This window comes from Burkholderia sp. NRF60-BP8, from assembly GCF_001522585.2.
In the GTDB taxonomy this organism is placed as follows: Bacteria; Pseudomonadota; Gammaproteobacteria; order Burkholderiales; family Burkholderiaceae; genus Burkholderia.
On the sequence record NZ_CP013372.1, the window covers coordinates 2103911 to 2119024 of the forward strand.

The following is a 15114-nucleotide window of genomic DNA, read 5'->3' on the forward strand; positions in this document are numbered from 1 at the left end:
AGACGACATGACCGATACCGCCGACTACCACAAGATCAAGGCCCGGCACGTGAAGTTCGACTTCAGCGATACGCCGATCACCTGGGTACCGAACGATCCGGGCAGCACGCACATCATCAACACGCTGAACCTGCTGTTCCCGGAAGGCGAACTGTGGTTCTGCCGCGTGTACAACAAGGCGCTGCCGCTGATCGCCGATGCACGCCTGCGCGACGAAGCCGAAGGCTTCCTGCGGCAGGAGGCCGTGCATTCGCGTTCGCACGGCAGCGTGCTCAAGCACTACTACGAGCGCCACGGCATCGACACGAAGCCGTTCACGCAGAAGCTCAACCGGTTGTTCACGCGCGTGCTCGGCGAGCAGCCGCTGGGGCTGAAGATCGGCCATACGCGCTTCTGGCTACGGCAGCAACTGGCCGTGATCGCGTCGCTCGAGCATTTCTTCGGCTATCTCGGCAACTGGGTGCTCAACGCGCACGGCCTCGACGAAGGCCGCGCCGACCCCACGATGGTCGACCTGCTGCGCTGGCACGGCGCCGAGGAAGTGGAGCACCGCACCGTCGCGTTCGACATCTACCGGCACATGGGCGGCACCTATCCGGAGCGCTGCGTGCACATGGCGTTCGTGATCGTGCTGCTGCTCTACTACATCACGACCGGCGCGAAGTTCATGTACCGGCGCGATCCGGACGCCGGCCGTTACCCCGGCTTCGCGCGCGCGTGGCGGCAGGGTTCGCGGCGCGGGCACCTGCCGTCGTTCTGGAAGGTGATCGGCGCGGCGCTGCGCTATTTCAAGCCGGGCTATACGCCGCACCACGAAGGCTCGACCGAGCAGGCGCTCGCCTACCTCGCGCGCTCCCCTGCCGCGCAGGCGGCCGCGCACGGCGGCAACTGGGGCACGACGAAAGGCGCGTGAGCGGATGCGCGGGCGGCGTCGCAAGCGGGGGCGCGATGGCGCCGCCGGGCGGCGTCCGCCGAAATGCGTACAATCGCGGCTTCAATTCCCGGAGGTGCCGCGATGGCCATGAAGAAAACCGATCTAGAAAAGAACAAGGCGCTCAAGCTGACGCACGCGATGAAGCAGTCGAGCTCCGCGCGTTTCGGCAAGGGCGCCGAAGAAGCGGCGAAGCTGGACCGCCGCGCACAGCGCAAGCTCGACCAGGAACAGGGCCTCGTGCCGTTCGCGTGCAAGCTCAACGCCGAGCTCGTCGAGCAGCTGAAGGCGCGCGCCGCCGACCACCCGAACGGGATGACGGGCCTGCTGTCCGAACTGCTCGTGAACGGGCTCGCGCAACGCGACGCGTGATCGCCGCCCATCTCGAAAATAGTCGTTGACAACGCCGCGCGCCGACAACAGAATCGTTCGCATGCCTACGTTCAAGCTCATCGCCATCGCGAATCATTGCCCGGTGAACATTCGAAAGAATGGATCACGGGAGGCGCTTGTGCGTTAGCAATCGAGCAGTACCGCATGTCACACAAGGCCTCGCCGGAAACGGATGAGGCCTTTTTGTTCTGGTGCACGTCATCCGTCCGGCTCACTGAATGGAGAAGACGATGGACCAGGCAAGCCCGCTGTTCGAACGCCGCGATCGGCGCCACGCCGGCACGATCGCGTTACCGACCGTCGTGATCCGCTTCGCGGTCGCGCCGCGCACGACACTGACCTGGCGCGCGCCCAGCGATGCGGAAATTCGTGCGCACGGCGCGCCGCTGTGGATCACGCGCCCACCGAGCATCGACGACTACTGGGTACGCCCCGGCGACGTGCTGCGCATCGCACGCGGCGATCGCATCTGGCTCGGCACCGACGATGACGCGGCGGCCGAAGCGTCGATCACGACGGCCTACGTGCGGCGCGGCGAGCGGCTGAGACGCGCGCTCGCGCCACTACAACGTTTGCTCGTCGGACGATGGCGAAGAAGGGATTGACGACGTGAGCGCGCGCGCAACGGCAAACCGTGGCGTGCGGAATCACGGTATCCGGAAACGGACGCACCCGCGGCGCAACGCGCCGCAGGTGCGCATCGAAGGACGCGGCACGCCGGTGCGTGCCGCGCGCGATCGCGCGCCGTGCGCAGCGAGGGGATGCAGCGGGTGCATCAGGTGCTGGCGGCGAGACGCGGACCCGTGCTTCGGGGCGTGGAATCGACGTCGGGACGTTGCGCGGCCTGCGAGGTCACCCACGGATCGATGCCCTGCTTCTGCACCTCTTCGAGGAATGACACACGTGTGCGCCAGTAATCCGCCTGTAATTTCGCATCGATGACGCGCTGTTCGGCTGCGAACAGTTCCATGCGCGCCGTCACGAGCATCGACGCGGCGGTTTTTTCCGGCGTGGGGGCGTGTCGCATCGCCCAGCGGCTGATCCAGTTCAACATGCTGACCTCCGTGATTACGGACGAACCCGCATCGGGCAATCGCAACCGGCCGTGCCTAACCGGCCGTGCCTGCCCAAACGCGCAACGGCCTTGACCGCCATTCACCGCCTGGCCTGCACGGACTGCGACTCCCCCGCGTCGGCAATGACCGGCCGCGTGTGCATGCGCGGTGTATCTATCCTAGAAAGACTTGCCGGTTTACGCGATGGGGTCTTGCAATCTTTTACACAGAAACCACAGTCGCCCCCGCATCGCGAAATGACAGTTGCGGACGGGACGGCTTCGGCGCACGATTGCCCGATACCTTCAATCGCCTGGACTGACGAATGGCCGCCGCACGCGGCCGCCGCGCGAACGCACCGGCCGCGCACGCACGTTTGCGTGCACGCGCCGCATGCACCGCGTTCGTGCAGCATGCGAGCGCCCCGTTTCAGTCGCATGTCATCGCGCCGGCCGCGTGCGGCGCTGCCGGCGTGCCGTTGCGCACGCATCGGCTGGCGTCGTGCGCCGGCCCGTGCCCCTTCCACTCGTTTCCCCCGTTTCAGCCATTTCTGCCGGCCCGTGGCCCGCGAACCGGTAAAATGCGCGCCTTCGTCGCGCGGGCGGGCTGCCCGACCGTTCGCGCGCAGGCAATCGATCGTGCCCTCCAACTATATCGTCCGAGCTATCCGCGCTATTACAATCCGCCGATAGCCGGACAATAGTGGCTGGTTACAGTGAGCCGGCCGCGCTGCCTGTACAACAAATCGGCACAACAATCAACACGACAACCCGACCGGAGAAACGCCTTCATGGAATCCATCAAGCGGTATTTCGGCTTCGCTGAAGCCGGCACCGACTTCCGCACCGAAATACTCGCGGGCGTCACCACGTTCCTGACGATGGCCTACATCATCTTCGTCAACCCCGCGATCCTCGGCGACGCCGGCATGCCGAAGGAATCCGTGTTCGTCGCGACCTGCCTCGTCGCGGCGCTGGCGTCGATCATCATGGGGCTGTACGCGAACTACCCGATCGCCTGCGCGCCCGGCATGGGCCTGAACGCGTATTTCGCGTACACGGTCGTCAAGGGAATGGGCTTCACGTGGCAGGCCGCGCTCGGCGCGGTGTTCATTTCCGGCTGCCTGTTCCTGCTCGTCACGCTGTTCCGCGTGCGCGAGGCGATCGTCAACGGCATTCCGAAATCGCTGCGGATTTCCATTACCGCCGGCATCGGCCTGTTCCTCGGCATCATCTCGCTGAAGACGTCGGGCGTGATCGTCGGCAACCCGGCCACGCTCGTCACGCTCGGCGATCTGCACAAGCCCACGACGATCCTCGCGATCGTCGGCTTCTTCACGATCGTCACGCTCGACCACCTGCGCGTGCGCGGCGCGATCCTGATCGGCATCATCGGCGTGACGATCCTGTCGTTCTTCTTCGGCGACAACCAGTTCCACGGCGTGTTCTCCGCGCCGCCGTCGATCGATGCGACGCTGTTCAAGCTCGACATCCGCGCCGCGCTGTCGACCGGCATCATCAACGTGATCCTCGTGTTCTTCCTCGTCGAGCTGTTCGACGCGACGGGCACGCTGATGGGCGTCGCGAATCGCGCGGGCCTGCTCGTCGAAGGCAAGATGCACCGCCTGAACAAGGCGCTGCTCGCCGACAGCACGGCGATCGTCGCGGGCTCGGTGCTCGGCACGTCGTCGACCACCGCGTATATCGAAAGCGCGTCGGGCGTGCAGGCCGGCGGCCGCACCGGCGTGACGGCCATCACCGTCGCGGTGCTGTTCCTCGCGTGCCTGTTCATCGCGCCGCTCGCCGGCGTCGTGCCGGCCTACGCGACCGCGCCCGCGCTGCTGTACGTGTCGTGCCTGATGCTGCGCGAGATGGTCGAGGTGCCGTGGGACGACGCGACGGAAGCCGTGCCGGCCGCGCTGACCGCGCTGCTGATGCCGTTCACGTACTCGATCGCGAACGGTGTCGCGTTCGGCTTCATCGCGTACGGCGGCCTCAAGCTGCTGACGGGCCAGGGCCGCACGGTCAAGCCGATCGTGTGGATCATCGCGGCCGTGTTCCTGTTTCGCTTCTTCTATCTCGGCAGCGAGTAAGCGAAGCGCATCGCTGCACTGCGCGATGAAATGAAAGAACGCCACCTTCGGGTGGCGTTTTTCGTTTTCGCACGATTCGTCTGCGATCCTGACGAACCCGCGCGCACGCTCCTATCGACGCTCCATCATCCCGCACGGCCCGCATACGAAAATGCCGCCCGGCCCCGCCGAACGGCATCACGTGAACGCAACGTCTTCGCGTGCGCCGCCCGGAGGCGCGCGCCGCCGGACGTGCGTCGTGTCGTCAGCGCCAGTTGGCCTCGTAGAAACGCACGTAGCCGCTGCGCAGCGTCACGCATTGCGCGCGCGTTTCCGACAGCAGGCGCCGCGCGGCCGCCTCGATGCGCTCGCGGTGCTGGTCGAATGCGCCGACCATGTCCTCGAAGCGCGGCGATGCCGCGCCGAAGTGGTCTTCCAGCGCTTCGGCGGTGATCTGACATTGGACGCGCTCGCCATTGACCAGAGCCGTGAACGCCAGCATCAGGTCACGCCCCGAATACTCAGGCTTCTCGTTCGTGAAATGGATCTGCATGGAAGCCGCCTCGACCGGTAGAAAACGAATGACCGCGTCCGTCGTCCGCCACCGGCCGGACGAAATGGACACGGGCTCGCCGGCGGAGGCCCCGACCGCGGGGTGTGGCGCGGTCGATGCATGCCGGTTGAATTCCACTTTAGACGGTTTCGCGCGGGAGACAAAAATTTCGGTGTGCGTCGTTCCGACGCGCATTTCGTCTGATCTGCGCGGCATCCGGCACCGTTTCGCAAACCGACCGTCAGTGCGGATCGGTCGGCCAGACGTTGAGCGCGATCGCGGCGGTCGTGACGCCCACCGCAATCGCGGCGGCTCCGTATCTCACCGCGTCGGTCAGGTCGAACAGCAATCCGTGGATCGCCACGGCAATGCCGCCCAGCATGATGAAGGTGGCGATGGCCGCCAGCACGACTCTCAGTTCCGCCCGAACCATGATGCGTCTCCCGAACGGATGCATGTCGCGTCGCATGCTTGTTGCAGTGCGGAACACGGCGCGTGCGTGCTCCATTTCCATCATTGCAGGCGGGCGCTTAAAAGCAAGGGGATTTTGTTCGCGGTCGCACATCGCACGTGGCGCTTGTATGATGATGCGTACCCGGACGGACGACTGTCGCGCCGAATGGTGCACCGCGAGCGGAGCCGCACTCCGCCGCCGATTCCGATCCGATCGGCCCCGACGGCCCCGGGAACAGGAGACAAACCATGCCGCAACCCTTCGTGCTGCCCGCCGCCGCGGGGCGTACCGACCTGCTCGCGCAGGCGCATGCGCGTTCGACCGCGGTCGGCCTGCGCGCGCACGAACGCCCCGATTTCTCGCCGCTGTCGCGCGTCGCGCTGCGCGAACTGCTCGACACGAACCACACGCTGTTCTCGCATGCCCGCCCGGTGATGGAGGATCTCCACGCACAGATCGCCGAGACGCAAAGCCTGGTGCTGCTGACCGACGCCGACGGCGTGATCCTGCACAGCATCGGCGACGCGGACTTCATCGAGAAAGCCAACCGCGTCGCGCTGTGCAACGGCGTGTCGTGGGCCGAAGGCGCGCGCGGCACCAACGCGATCGGCACCGCGCTCGCGTCGGGCCAGGCCGTCGTCGTGCACGGGTCCGAACATTTCCTGCGCGCGAACCACATCCTCACCTGCGCGTGCGCGCCGATCGCCGATCCGTTCGGCCGCACGCTCGGCACGCTCGACGTGAGCGGCGACCCGCGCGGCGCCAGCCCGCATACGCTCGCGCTCGTGCGGATGTCCGCGCAACTGATCGAGAACCACCTGTTCGCGAACCAGTGCGGCGAAGCGCTGCGGCTGCGCTTTCACGCACACGAGGATTGCGTCGATTCGCTGTTCGCGGGGCTCGTCGCGTTCGGCCCCGACGGCGGGCTGATCGCCGCGAACCGCAGCGCCCAGTTCCAGCTCGGCGCGTCGTTCGACGCACTGCAGCACCAGGCCAGCGACGCGTTGTTCGGCATGCGCTTCGGCCAGCTCGCGCAGCAAGCCGCGCGCGCACCGGGCGCCACGTTCCGCCTCACGCTGTCGACCGGCGTGCGCGTGCTCGCGCGCTGCGAATTCCCCGAATCGCATAAAACGACCGTCGCCGTCAGGCCACCCGCGCCGGCTGCGCGCGTGCGGGCGCCGGACCCCGACGCGATCACGTTCGCGACGCTCGACACCGGCGACGCGCGCATGGCCGCCGTGCTCGAACGCGTCGCGAAGATCCGCGGGCGCGACCTGCCGCTGCTGATCCTCGGCCAGACCGGCACCGGCAAGGAATGGCTCGCCCGCGCGCTGCACCAGGCGTCGCCGCGCGCGGACGGCCCGTTCGTCGCGGTCAACTGCGCGGCGCTGCCCGATTCGCTGATCGAGGCCGAGCTGTTCGGCTATGAAGACGGCGCGTTCACGGGCGCGCGCAAGCGCGGCAGCCCCGGCAAGATCGCGCAGGCCGACGGCGGCACGCTGTTTCTCGACGAAATCGGCGACATGCCGCTCGCGCAGCAGGTGCGGCTGATGCGCGTGCTGCAGGAGCGCGCGGTGATGCCGCTCGGCGGCGCACGCGCGGTGCCGGTCGACGTGCGCGTGGTCTGCGCGACGCACCGCGACCTGCGCGCGATGATCGCGGACGGCACGTTCCGCGAAGACCTGTTCTACCGGATCAACGGGCTCGCGGTCACGCTGCCGGCGCTCGCCACGCGCACCGATCTGCCGGCGCTCGTCGAGCGGATCCTCGCGCGGCTCGCGCGCAGCGAGCCGATGCCGCGCCGCCTCGCGGCCGACGTGCTGGACGCGTTCGCTCGCCACCGCTGGCCCGGCAATCTGCGGCAGATGACCAACGTGCTGCGCACGGCCGGCATGCTCGCCGAGGACGAAGACGAGATCACGCTCGCGCATTTGCCCGACGATTTCTGGCTCGACTGCGACGCCGCCGCGGCTGCGCCAGAAGCAGCCGCGCCGGCCGGCAAGCGCGAAGGCACGACGCTGCAAAGCCACCAGGCCGCGATGATCGATGCGGTGCTCGCGCGGCATGGCGGCAACGTATCGGCGGCCGCGCGCGAACTCGGTCTCGCCCGCAATACCGTGTATCGGTATCTACGACGGCACTGACGCCCACGACGGGCGGCCGCCGGCCGCCGGCGGGTTCGGGTATGCTTGGCGCGTCGCCGCCGAACCGCCGCCCGCTTCAGTCATGACCGATCCAGAACATCCGTCCCTCGTGCGCATCGAGCCGCTCGGCGCAACCTTCGACGCACCCGATTCGCTGACGGTGCTCGAAGCCGCCGCGTTCGCCCGCGTGTCGCTGCCGCGCTCCTGTCGCAACGGCACGTGCCGAAGCTGCCTTTGCCGGATCGTCAGCGGCAGCGTACGCTACACGATCGAATGGCCGGGGCTGAGCCGCGAGGAAAAGGCGGACGGCTATACGCTGCCGTGCGTGGCCGTTGCCACGTCGGACCTCGTGCTCGACGTGCCCGACGCGGCCATGCTCGACTAGACGCGGCGCGCAAGCGCGCGCGTCGCCCCTGCAACGCTCGATCCTGCATGGAGAACACGATGATCCAGCAAACCGATCGCATCGAGAAACAGGCGCTACTCGGCGCATCGCCCGACCGCGTCTGGGCAGCCGTCGGCAATTCCGGCGAATTCGGGCAATGGTTCGGCGTCTCGTTCGACGGCCCGTTCGAGGCCGGCCAGCCGCTGTTCGGCCGCATCACGCCCACCCGCGTCGACGAGGACGTCGCGAAAGCGCAGGAGCCCTATGCGGGCACCGTGTTCGAAATCGTCGTCGATCGCATCGAGCCGCAACGACTGCTCTCGTTCCGCTGGCATCCGTTCGCGATCGACCCGCACGTCGATTACGCGTCCGAGCCGATGACGCTCGTCACGTTCACGCTCGCGGCGCAGGCCGGCGGCACGCTGCTCACGGTCACCGAAACGGGTTTCGACCAGTTGATCGAAGCGCGTCGCGCGACGGCGCGCGCCATGAACGACCAGGGCTGGGCCGCGCAGATGACGCTGATCGCGAAATATCTGGCGCTGCACGCGTAGCGCGCCGCTACGCCGCACGTTCGGGCCGGCCGACGCATCGACGTGCGTGGCATAATCGGCGGCATCGTCGTCCACCCGCCGCCGCGCATCGCATGCTGAATCGTCGTCTCCGGAAGATCGGCAGTCTGCTCGGGATGCTCGCCATCCTGATGACGGCGCTCGCACCGACGATCTCGCAGGCGCTGACCACGCAGGGCCGCGTCGACGCGCTGCTGGCCGGCTACTGTTCGGCCGCGCCGGCCGCCGGCGACCGCTCCGCCGATGCGTCGACGAAAAGCCTGCAGGCGCATCTCCACGCATGCGGCTACTGCAGCCTGCTTGCTCATACTCCCGCGCTGCCCGCCCCCGAACTGACGTTCGCGGCCCACGTGCACGCGATCGAGCATCGCGCGGCGACCCGCTTCGAAAGCCTGCGCCGCGCGCTGCCGCTTACGGCCGCGCAACCGCGCGCCCCGCCGCTCGCGTCCTGATCCGTCGTCATTGCGCGCGATGCCGTCGTGCATCGCGCAGCCTGCGCACGCCGCCCGCGTGCGCGACGTGTCACGTTTCGAAGGACGATCATGTCTCACCATGCTGCGCGCGGCGTCGTGCCGTGCGCGCGGTTGGCCGTCGCCGATTCGAATGACCGCGATGACCGCGCCTGCATTCGCCCGCATGCGCATGTCCGACCGCGCACGGCCGCGCCAATCGTCGCCGACATCGACGCCGCTCGCGCAGCCGTCCGTCGAATCCGTCTTTTCCATCCGATTCGTCACTCGCTCATCCAGCCATGAAAACCACCCCTTTCGTTCGCGGCGCACTCGCCGCACTCGGCTTCGTCGCCATCCAGGCCGCCCATGCGCATGCGCTCCCGAAAATGCAGGACCCGGCCCCCGACGCCACGCTGTCGAGCGCGCCGCACGCAGTCACGATCGACTTCGGCGAGGCGCTCGAGCCGGCGTTCAGCTCGATCGCCGTGACCGACAGCCACGGGCAGTCGGTCGTCGACGGGAAGTCGGCCGTCGACGCCGGCAACCGGAAGCGGATGCGCGTCGCACTGGCCGATCTGAAGGCCGGCACGTACACGGTCGCGTGGATCGCGGTGGCCAGCGACGGCCATCGCACGCACGGCCGCTATGCATTCACGCTGAAGTAACGCACGCGATGCGCATCGATGCCCTCGGCATCGCACTCGATCAGGAGAACACACGATGAAACGCACGATTTCGACCGGCCTGCTCACGGCGCTGGCGCTGCACGTGTCCGCTACGTTCGCCGCGCCGGCCCTGCAGGCCGATGCGTGCTGGATCCGCACGATGCCGGCGACGGTGCCGTCCTCCGGCTACTTCACGCTGAAGAACGACGGCGACGCACCCGCGACGCTCGTCGGTATCGACACGCCCGCCTACGGGATGGCGATGATGCATGAAACGCAGACGAACGGCAGCACCGCGAAGATGGTCCACATCGACTCGGTCGTCGTGCCGGCGCACGGCACGGTCGCCTTCAAGCCGAAGGGCTATCACGCGATGCTCGAAGCGCCGCGCCAGGCCGTCGCGCCCGGCGCGAAGGTGCCGCTCCGGCTGCATTTCGCGGACGGCTCGATCGTGTCCGTGACCTGCGACGCGAAGGCGCCGACCTACGCCGGCCAGTAACGCCGCCTGCCCCTCGACCGAAGGAGACGCACATGAAAGACCGCCTGCCGCTCGCCGACCTGATCGTCCGCTACCGGACGCCGCTGAATGTCGCGGTACTGATCGTCTGCGGCTTATGGGCCGCGTGGATCGCGTGGATGACGCGGCCTGCCGCCATCGATACGCCGCCGTCGATTCCCGCGTACTGCATGCGCGACGCGCGCTGACGCGCCGAGACGGCACGGTTGCGGCGGCGGCCCGCGCCATTATTGGCGTGGCATCATCGCTTCATCCCGACCGCCGCAACCGCCTTTCGGAGCGCCGCATGTCCATTCAGACCTGGATGCTGTTTGCCGCAGCCTATCTCGCCACGACGTTGTCGCCGGGGCCCAACGTGCTGCTCGTGATCCGCAACACGGTACGCTACGGCACGCACGGCACCGTCGCGACGATCGTCGGCAACCTCGTCGCGCAGGGCGTGGTCGTGCTGCTGGTCGCGCTCGGCGTCGGCGCGGTGCTGGCGGCGATGCCGCCGCTGTTCGTCGCGATGAAGGTGATCGGCGCCGCGTATCTGATGGTCCTGGGTGTCCGGCAGTTGCGCGGCGATAGCAAGACCGCCGCATCGAGCGGCGCGGCGGCGATCGTCGCGCCCGATCGCCGAAAGCTGTTCCGCGAAGCGCTGTTCGTGTCGGGCAGCAATCCGAAGACGATGATCTTCCTGTCCGCGTTCATGCCGCAGTTCATCGTGCACGATCGCCCGCTCGCGCTGCAGTTCGTCGTGATGTACGCGACGATCGCCTGCACGGTCGTGATCGTTCACGGCGTCTATTCGGCCGGCGTGCGCCGCCTGCATCGCGGCTTCGGCATGAGCCGCGCGGTGCGCGCGCTCAAGCGCGCGAGCGGGCTGCTGTTCGTCGGGCTCGGCATCAAGCTGCTGACCGCGCGGCAGGCGTAGGCCGGCCCGATCCCGTCAGCGCATGCGCGCGGCCAGTGCGGCCGCGATCTCGTCGAACGACGGCCGTGCATCGACGTCCTCGTTCACGCACGCCGCCGCAAGCGCATCGAGCGCGCCGGCATGCGGTTCGCATCGCTCGAGCAATTCGCCGAGCAGATAGCCGAACGCGCGCACTTCGAGCCGCTCGAACCGGGCGCCGCGTGTGCGCTCGTTCACGTCGTACGGCGACGCCGCCCCGAAATCCCCGAGCAACGCGCCGCCTGCGCCGTCGTGCAGGATGTTGTGCGCGTACAGATCGCCGTGCATGATGCCGCGCGCGTGCAGATGGCCGGCCGCCGATGCGATGCCGTGCGCGATCCGCAGCGCCTGCGCCGGATCGAATCTCGCATCGGCGGCGTAGACGTCGCGCGTGCAGGACGCGAAGCTCGGCGGCCCGGCGAGATTCGTCAGCGCGGGATCGACCAGCTCCATCACGAGGCCGTGCGTGCCGTCCGGATGCCCGCGCACCTTGCCGATCACCGGGATCAGATGCGGATGGCGGCCGGCATGCAGGCACGCGGCCATTTCGCAATCGGGCAGGCCGTCGCTCGTGACCGCGCCCTTGAACAGCTTGACCGCGACCGTCCGCGGCGAATCGCCGTTCGCCCGCCATTGCGCGCGATAAATGACACCCGACGCGCCCTCGCCCAGTTTCCGTTCACATGAAAGCGCTGCCCAGTCGATCTCCGCGACGTCCGGCCCGGCAGACGCCGCAGCCTCCGGCGCCGCGCCGAACGGATTGCCGGCCACCGCGAGCCATGCGAGACGCGGCAGGTGCAGCAGCCAGTCGGGCAGCGCATCAAGCCGGTTCGCCGACAGGCGCACCAGTTCCAGCGCGCGGCAGGCGGCCATTTCCGCGGGCAGCGTCCGCAACCGGTTGCCGGCAAGCATGAGCTTTTGCAACCGCGCACAGTCGCCGATGTCGGCCGGCAGTTCGTCGATGGCATTGTCGGTCAGGATCAGCCAGCGCAGCGCACGCGGCAGCGCGCCGCGCGGCACGGTGCGGATCCGGTTCGCCTTGAAGCCGATCATGTCGAGCCGATCGCACGCGCCGAGCACGTCGGGGAACGCGGTGAAGCGGTTGCCCGACGCGAACAGGATGCGCAGACGATGCAGCCGCGGCAGATCGTCCGGCAGCGCCGACAACGCATTGCCGGTCAGGTCGAGCACTTCGAGCGTGTCGGCCAGATCGAAGATCTCGCGCGGAAATTCGGTCAGTCCGCACGCGAGCTTGAGTTGCCGCGCGCCCGACAGTTGTCCGGCCTGCAGCTGTTCGAGGGTGTGTATCACGGGGAAAAAACGGGTGGCGGTTACGGTGATCGTCGAGTCGATCGGACGAATTCTACCGGGATCGATCGCGTGCACGCACACGACCTCGTCACACCCCCTTCACAAACGCGCGATGTGACGTTAGAATTGCGCCCCTTGCAGTGCCGACGTGGTGAAATTGGTAGACACGCTATCTTGAGGGGGTAGTGGCGAAAGCTGTGCGAGTTCGAGTCTCGCCGTCGGCACCAGATGCGCTTCCAGCGCATTCCGCGCATGATCCGAAACCCGCGACAGCACATGGCTTCGCGGGTTTTTTGTTGTCGGCTACGCCAGCAACAGAAAATTGCGCACCACCGCCGACGGCTCGTCGCAGCGCGACGCAATGGCGAGCCTGGCGCGGAACCGGTTACCGGCGAACGGCCGGTACACGACCCCGGGCACCTGCACCTGCGTAATCGCTTTCGGCACGACCGACACGCCGAGCCCGGCCGCCACCAGCGTCACCGCGGACGCGATCTGCGGCGCCGGTTGCCCCATGCGCGGCTCGAACCCGGCGGCCTGGCACGCGGCGACGATATCGTCGAACAGCGCGGCGCCGGCCGCGCGCGGCACCTGCACGAACGACTCGTCGGCCAGCTCGGCCAGATCGATGCGCCGGCGCTGTGCCAGCCGGTGCGCGACGGGCAGCGCGACGAACATCGGCTCCTCGTCCCAGTCGGATACCCGCAGCGCCGCGGCGACGCGGCGCTCGGGCCGTACGATCGCGACGTCGAGACGCCCGGCCTCCAGCGCCTCCAGCAGGACGCCCGACGTCGCTTCCTGCAACGTCAGTTCCGCATCCGGATATGCCTCGCGAAAACGGCGAATCAGATCCGACACTTTCGGATTGAACGCGGCCGTGCCGGTGAAGCCCACCCGCAAATGGCCGGTTTCCCCGCGTGCGGCGCGCCTCGCCGCCCGCGCCGCGCGCTCGGCATCGTCCAGCACGCGGCGCGCCTCTTCCGCGAAGACCTCGCCCGCCAGCGTCAGCTCGGCGCCGCGCGCGGTGCGTTTGAACAGCTCCACGCCGAGTTCGCTCTCGAGCGCCTTGATCTGCTGGCTCAACGGCGGCTGGCCGATGCCGAGCGTTTCGGCGGCCTTCGTGAAATTCGACGCGGCCGCGACGGCCAGAAAGTAGCGCAGATGCCGGAGTTCCATGTGTGACGTGATCTCGCGGTGAGTCGGGCTGGCCTGTCAGCCAGTGTTGAAACATATTGCTGCGGTTCATTTCATATATTGGACATATACATGACCGTGCGCAAGAATTCGTGTATTCCGTCGCACATCGAGTGCCCTCATGTCCTCCGCTTCGATTTCCCGATCCGTGCCCGGCACGCAACCCTCCGCGCCCGATGGGCTGCCGGCCGGCGTGTCCCCGCGCTCGGCCGCGTACAAGCGCATCGCGTTCGCGCTTTTCCTCGCCGGCTTTTCCACTTTCTCGCTGCTGTACTGCGTGCAGCCGCTGCTTCCCGCGTTCGCACGCGAGTTCGACGTCGGCGCGGCGTCGAGTTCGCTGTCGCTGTCGCTGTCGACCGGGATGCTCGCGGTGTCGATCCTGTGTGCCGGCGCGCTGTCCGAACGGGTCGGGCGGCGCGGGCTGATGTTCGCGTCGATGACGTTGGCCGCGGTGTTCAACCTGCTCGCCGCGCTGTCGCCGAACTGGCACCTGCTGCTGGTCTGTCGTGCGCTCGAAGGCTTCGCGCTGGGCGGCGTGCCGGCGGTGGCGATGGCCTATCTCGCGGAAGAAATCGCCGCCGACGGGCTCGGCTTCTCGATGGGACTCTATGTCGGCGGGACCGCGTTCGGCGGCATGATCGGACGGATCGGGATGAGCGCGCTCGAGGAGCACTTCTCGTGGCGCACGGCGATGCTGTCGATCGGCGTCGTCGACCTGCTCGCGGCGCTCGCGTTCGTGATGCTGCTGCCGGCCTCGCGACGCTTCGTGAAGCGCACCGACCTGACGCTGCGTCACCACCTGCGGCTGTGGCACGCGCAACTGCGTCATGCGCGCCTGCCGTTCGTGTTCGCGATCGGCTTCCTGATGATGGGCGCGTTCGTGACGATCTACAACTACGCCGGGTTCCGGCTCATGGCGGCGCCGTTCAACCTGAGCCCGACCGCATGCGGGCTGATCTTCGGCGCGTACCTGTTCGGGATGGTGTCGTCATCGAGCGCCGGCGCGCTCGCCGATCGTCTCGGGCGGGGGCCGGTTCTGGTCAGCGGCATCGTCGTCTTCGCGGTGGGTCTCGCACTGACGCTGTCGCACTCGCTCGCCGCGATCGTCGTCGGCATCGTGCTCGTGACGATCGGCTTCTTCGTCGCCCATTCGGTCGCGAGCGGCTGGGTCGGCGCGCTCGCGGGCGCCGCGAAAGGGCATGCGGCCTCGCTATATCTGCTCGCCTACTATGTCGGGTCGAGCGTGCTCGGCTCGGTCGGCGGCGCGTTCTGGCAACGCGGCGCGTGGGCGAGCGTCGCCGCTTATGTCGCGGTGCTGCTCGTCGTCGCAGTGCTGGCGGCGCGGCGCTTGAGCCGCGCGTGATACGACGCCCGACGACAATCGCGGCATCGTCGCCGGTTCCGAACCGGCCAGTGAATATCAGGAAACCGAACTGAAGCTGTCGGGCATGCAGGCGGCGATCCGCGTGCGCGATGCGACGGC

The 15114-nt window shown here is 68.0% G+C and carries 18 protein-coding genes and 1 tRNA gene; 14 read left to right on the forward strand and 5 right to left on the reverse strand.

Translation table 11 applies throughout. From position 1 onward, the window contains the following. Nucleotides 1–7: 7 nt before the first annotated feature. The 3 genes from WS54_RS09745 (at nt 8) to WS54_RS09755 (ending at nt 1929) form a co-directional block, all read left to right on the forward strand. On the forward strand, nt 8–913 hold the full coding sequence (locus WS54_RS09745) for a metal-dependent hydrolase (protein ID WP_059786214.1): 906 nt from the start codon (nt 8–10) through the stop codon (nt 911–913). Nucleotides 914–1015: 102 nt separating this feature from the next. Further along, nucleotides 1016–1303, forward strand: coding sequence for a hypothetical protein (locus WS54_RS09750; protein WP_059502430.1), 288 nt, complete (start codon nt 1016–1018; stop codon nt 1301–1303). Nucleotides 1304–1554: 251 nt separating this feature from the next. Continuing rightward, nucleotides 1555–1929, forward strand: a complete 375-nt coding sequence (locus WS54_RS09755) for a DUF2917 domain-containing protein (protein ID WP_034204333.1) — start codon at nt 1555–1557, stop codon at nt 1927–1929. A gap of 170 nt (nt 1930–2099) precedes the next feature. Here the strand turns inward: WS54_RS09755 and WS54_RS09760 are convergent, their stop codons facing one another. Then, the gene (locus tag WS54_RS09760; protein WP_034186190.1) at nt 2100–2378 is read right to left on the reverse strand and encodes a hypothetical protein; all 279 of its coding nucleotides are present in this window, start codon (nt 2376–2378) and stop codon (nt 2100–2102) included. Nucleotides 2379–3169: 791 nt separating this feature from the next. Here WS54_RS09760 and WS54_RS09770 point away from each other — a divergent pair. Then, on the forward strand, nt 3170–4471 hold the full coding sequence (locus WS54_RS09770) for an NCS2 family permease (protein ID WP_034204332.1): 1302 nt from the start codon (nt 3170–3172) through the stop codon (nt 4469–4471). A 244-nt stretch (nt 4472–4715) separates the two neighbouring features. Here the strand turns inward: WS54_RS09770 and WS54_RS09775 are convergent, their stop codons facing one another. Then, on the reverse strand, nt 4716–5003 hold the full coding sequence (locus WS54_RS09775) for a DUF1488 domain-containing protein (RefSeq protein WP_006480750.1): 288 nt from the start codon (nt 5001–5003) through the stop codon (nt 4716–4718). 241 nt (nt 5004–5244) lie between these two features. Then, nucleotides 5245–5520, reverse strand: coding sequence for a DUF2964 family protein (locus WS54_RS09780; protein WP_249189237.1), 276 nt, complete (start codon nt 5518–5520; stop codon nt 5245–5247). A gap of 185 nt (nt 5521–5705) precedes the next feature. Here WS54_RS09780 and WS54_RS09785 point away from each other — a divergent pair, with 185 nt between their 5' ends. The 8 genes from WS54_RS09785 to WS54_RS09820 all read left to right on the forward strand — a co-directional run bounded on the left by WS54_RS09785 (nt 5706) and on the right by WS54_RS09820 (nt 11108). Continuing rightward, complete coding sequence (locus tag WS54_RS09785; protein WP_059786083.1) at nt 5706–7601, forward strand: sigma-54-dependent Fis family transcriptional regulator; 1896 nt, start codon at nt 5706–5708, stop codon at nt 7599–7601. Nucleotides 7602–7683: 82 nt separating this feature from the next. Continuing rightward, on the forward strand, nt 7684–7986 hold the full coding sequence (locus WS54_RS09790) for a 2Fe-2S iron-sulfur cluster-binding protein (protein WP_059502422.1): 303 nt from the start codon (nt 7684–7686) through the stop codon (nt 7984–7986). Nucleotides 7987–8045: 59 nt separating this feature from the next. Next, the gene (locus WS54_RS09795; protein WP_059786217.1) at nt 8046–8540 is read left to right on the forward strand and encodes an SRPBCC family protein; all 495 of its coding nucleotides are present in this window, start codon (nt 8046–8048) and stop codon (nt 8538–8540) included. A 92-nt stretch (nt 8541–8632) separates the two neighbouring features. Continuing rightward, nucleotides 8633–9010: a DUF2946 domain-containing protein gene (locus WS54_RS09800; protein WP_059786084.1), complete on the forward strand. Its 378-nt coding sequence runs from the start codon at nt 8633–8635 to the stop codon at nt 9008–9010. A 299-nt stretch (nt 9011–9309) separates the two neighbouring features. Then, nucleotides 9310–9675, forward strand: coding sequence for a copper resistance CopC family protein (locus WS54_RS09810; RefSeq protein ID WP_059786086.1), 366 nt, complete (start codon nt 9310–9312; stop codon nt 9673–9675). Between the two features lie 55 nt (nt 9676–9730). Then, entirely contained in the window at nt 9731–10174 is a 444-nt protein-coding gene (locus WS54_RS09815) for a copper chaperone PCu(A)C (RefSeq protein WP_059786088.1), read from the forward strand. Nucleotides 10175–10206: 32 nt separating this feature from the next. After that, on the forward strand, nt 10207–10380 hold the full coding sequence (locus tag WS54_RS33965; protein WP_006486739.1) for a hypothetical protein: 174 nt from the start codon (nt 10207–10209) through the stop codon (nt 10378–10380). A 98-nt stretch (nt 10381–10478) separates the two neighbouring features. Then, entirely contained in the window at nt 10479–11108 is a 630-nt protein-coding gene (locus tag WS54_RS09820; protein ID WP_059786092.1) for a LysE family translocator, read from the forward strand. A gap of 15 nt (nt 11109–11123) precedes the next feature. Here WS54_RS09820 and WS54_RS09825 read toward each other — a convergent pair whose 3' ends face one another. Continuing rightward, on the reverse strand, nt 11124–12437 hold the full coding sequence (locus tag WS54_RS09825) for a leucine-rich repeat-containing protein kinase family protein (RefSeq protein WP_059786218.1): 1314 nt from the start codon (nt 12435–12437) through the stop codon (nt 11124–11126). Between the two features lie 142 nt (nt 12438–12579). Here WS54_RS09825 and WS54_RS09830 point away from each other — a divergent pair. Further along, nucleotides 12580–12664: transfer RNA gene (locus WS54_RS09830), tRNA-Leu, on the forward strand. 76 nt (nt 12665–12740) lie between these two features. On the opposite strand, the gene WS54_RS09835 is transcribed toward WS54_RS09830, so the two are convergent. After that, nucleotides 12741–13613 (reverse strand): LysR family transcriptional regulator, encoded by an 873-nt coding sequence (locus WS54_RS09835; RefSeq protein ID WP_034204325.1) that lies wholly within the window; start codon nt 13611–13613, stop codon nt 12741–12743. Between the two features lie 139 nt (nt 13614–13752). Between WS54_RS09835 and WS54_RS09840 the strand changes: the two genes are divergently transcribed. Next, nucleotides 13753–14994, forward strand: coding sequence for an MFS transporter (locus WS54_RS09840; protein WP_059786095.1), 1242 nt, complete (start codon nt 13753–13755; stop codon nt 14992–14994). Nucleotides 14995–15114 lie beyond the last annotated feature (120 nt).

What these genes read in the sequence shown, in the direction of transcription:
- WS54_RS09745 (WP_059786214.1), top strand. Translation starts at nt 8, where the DNA reads ATGACCGATACCGCCGACTACCACAAGATCAAGGCCCGGCACGTGAAG.
- WS54_RS09750 (WP_059502430.1), top strand. Translation starts at nt 1,016, where the DNA reads ATGGCCATGAAGAAAACCGATCTAGAAAAGAACAAGGCGCTCAAGCTG.
- WS54_RS09755 (WP_034204333.1), top strand. Translation starts at nt 1,555, where the DNA reads ATGGACCAGGCAAGCCCGCTGTTCGAACGCCGCGATCGGCGCCACGCC.
- WS54_RS09760 (WP_034186190.1), bottom strand. Translation starts at nt 2,378, where the DNA reads ATGTTGAACTGGATCAGCCGCTGGGCGATGCGACACGCCCCCACGCCG.
- WS54_RS09770 (WP_034204332.1), top strand. Translation starts at nt 3,170, where the DNA reads ATGGAATCCATCAAGCGGTATTTCGGCTTCGCTGAAGCCGGCACCGAC.
- WS54_RS09775 (WP_006480750.1), bottom strand. Translation starts at nt 5,003, where the DNA reads ATGCAGATCCATTTCACGAACGAGAAGCCTGAGTATTCGGGGCGTGAC.
- WS54_RS09780 (WP_249189237.1), bottom strand. Translation starts at nt 5,520, where the DNA reads ATGATGGAAATGGAGCACGCACGCGCCGTGTTCCGCACTGCAACAAGC.
- WS54_RS09785 (WP_059786083.1), top strand. Translation starts at nt 5,706, where the DNA reads ATGCCGCAACCCTTCGTGCTGCCCGCCGCCGCGGGGCGTACCGACCTG.
- WS54_RS09790 (WP_059502422.1), top strand. Translation starts at nt 7,684, where the DNA reads ATGACCGATCCAGAACATCCGTCCCTCGTGCGCATCGAGCCGCTCGGC.
- WS54_RS09795 (WP_059786217.1), top strand. Translation starts at nt 8,046, where the DNA reads ATGATCCAGCAAACCGATCGCATCGAGAAACAGGCGCTACTCGGCGCA.
- WS54_RS09800 (WP_059786084.1), top strand. Translation starts at nt 8,633, where the DNA reads ATGCTGAATCGTCGTCTCCGGAAGATCGGCAGTCTGCTCGGGATGCTC.
- WS54_RS09810 (WP_059786086.1), top strand. Translation starts at nt 9,310, where the DNA reads ATGAAAACCACCCCTTTCGTTCGCGGCGCACTCGCCGCACTCGGCTTC.
- WS54_RS09815 (WP_059786088.1), top strand. Translation starts at nt 9,731, where the DNA reads ATGAAACGCACGATTTCGACCGGCCTGCTCACGGCGCTGGCGCTGCAC.
- WS54_RS33965 (WP_006486739.1), top strand. Translation starts at nt 10,207, where the DNA reads ATGAAAGACCGCCTGCCGCTCGCCGACCTGATCGTCCGCTACCGGACG.
- WS54_RS09820 (WP_059786092.1), top strand. Translation starts at nt 10,479, where the DNA reads ATGTCCATTCAGACCTGGATGCTGTTTGCCGCAGCCTATCTCGCCACG.
- WS54_RS09835 (WP_034204325.1), bottom strand. Translation starts at nt 13,613, where the DNA reads ATGGAACTCCGGCATCTGCGCTACTTTCTGGCCGTCGCGGCCGCGTCG.
- WS54_RS09840 (WP_059786095.1), top strand. Translation starts at nt 13,753, where the DNA reads ATGTCCTCCGCTTCGATTTCCCGATCCGTGCCCGGCACGCAACCCTCC.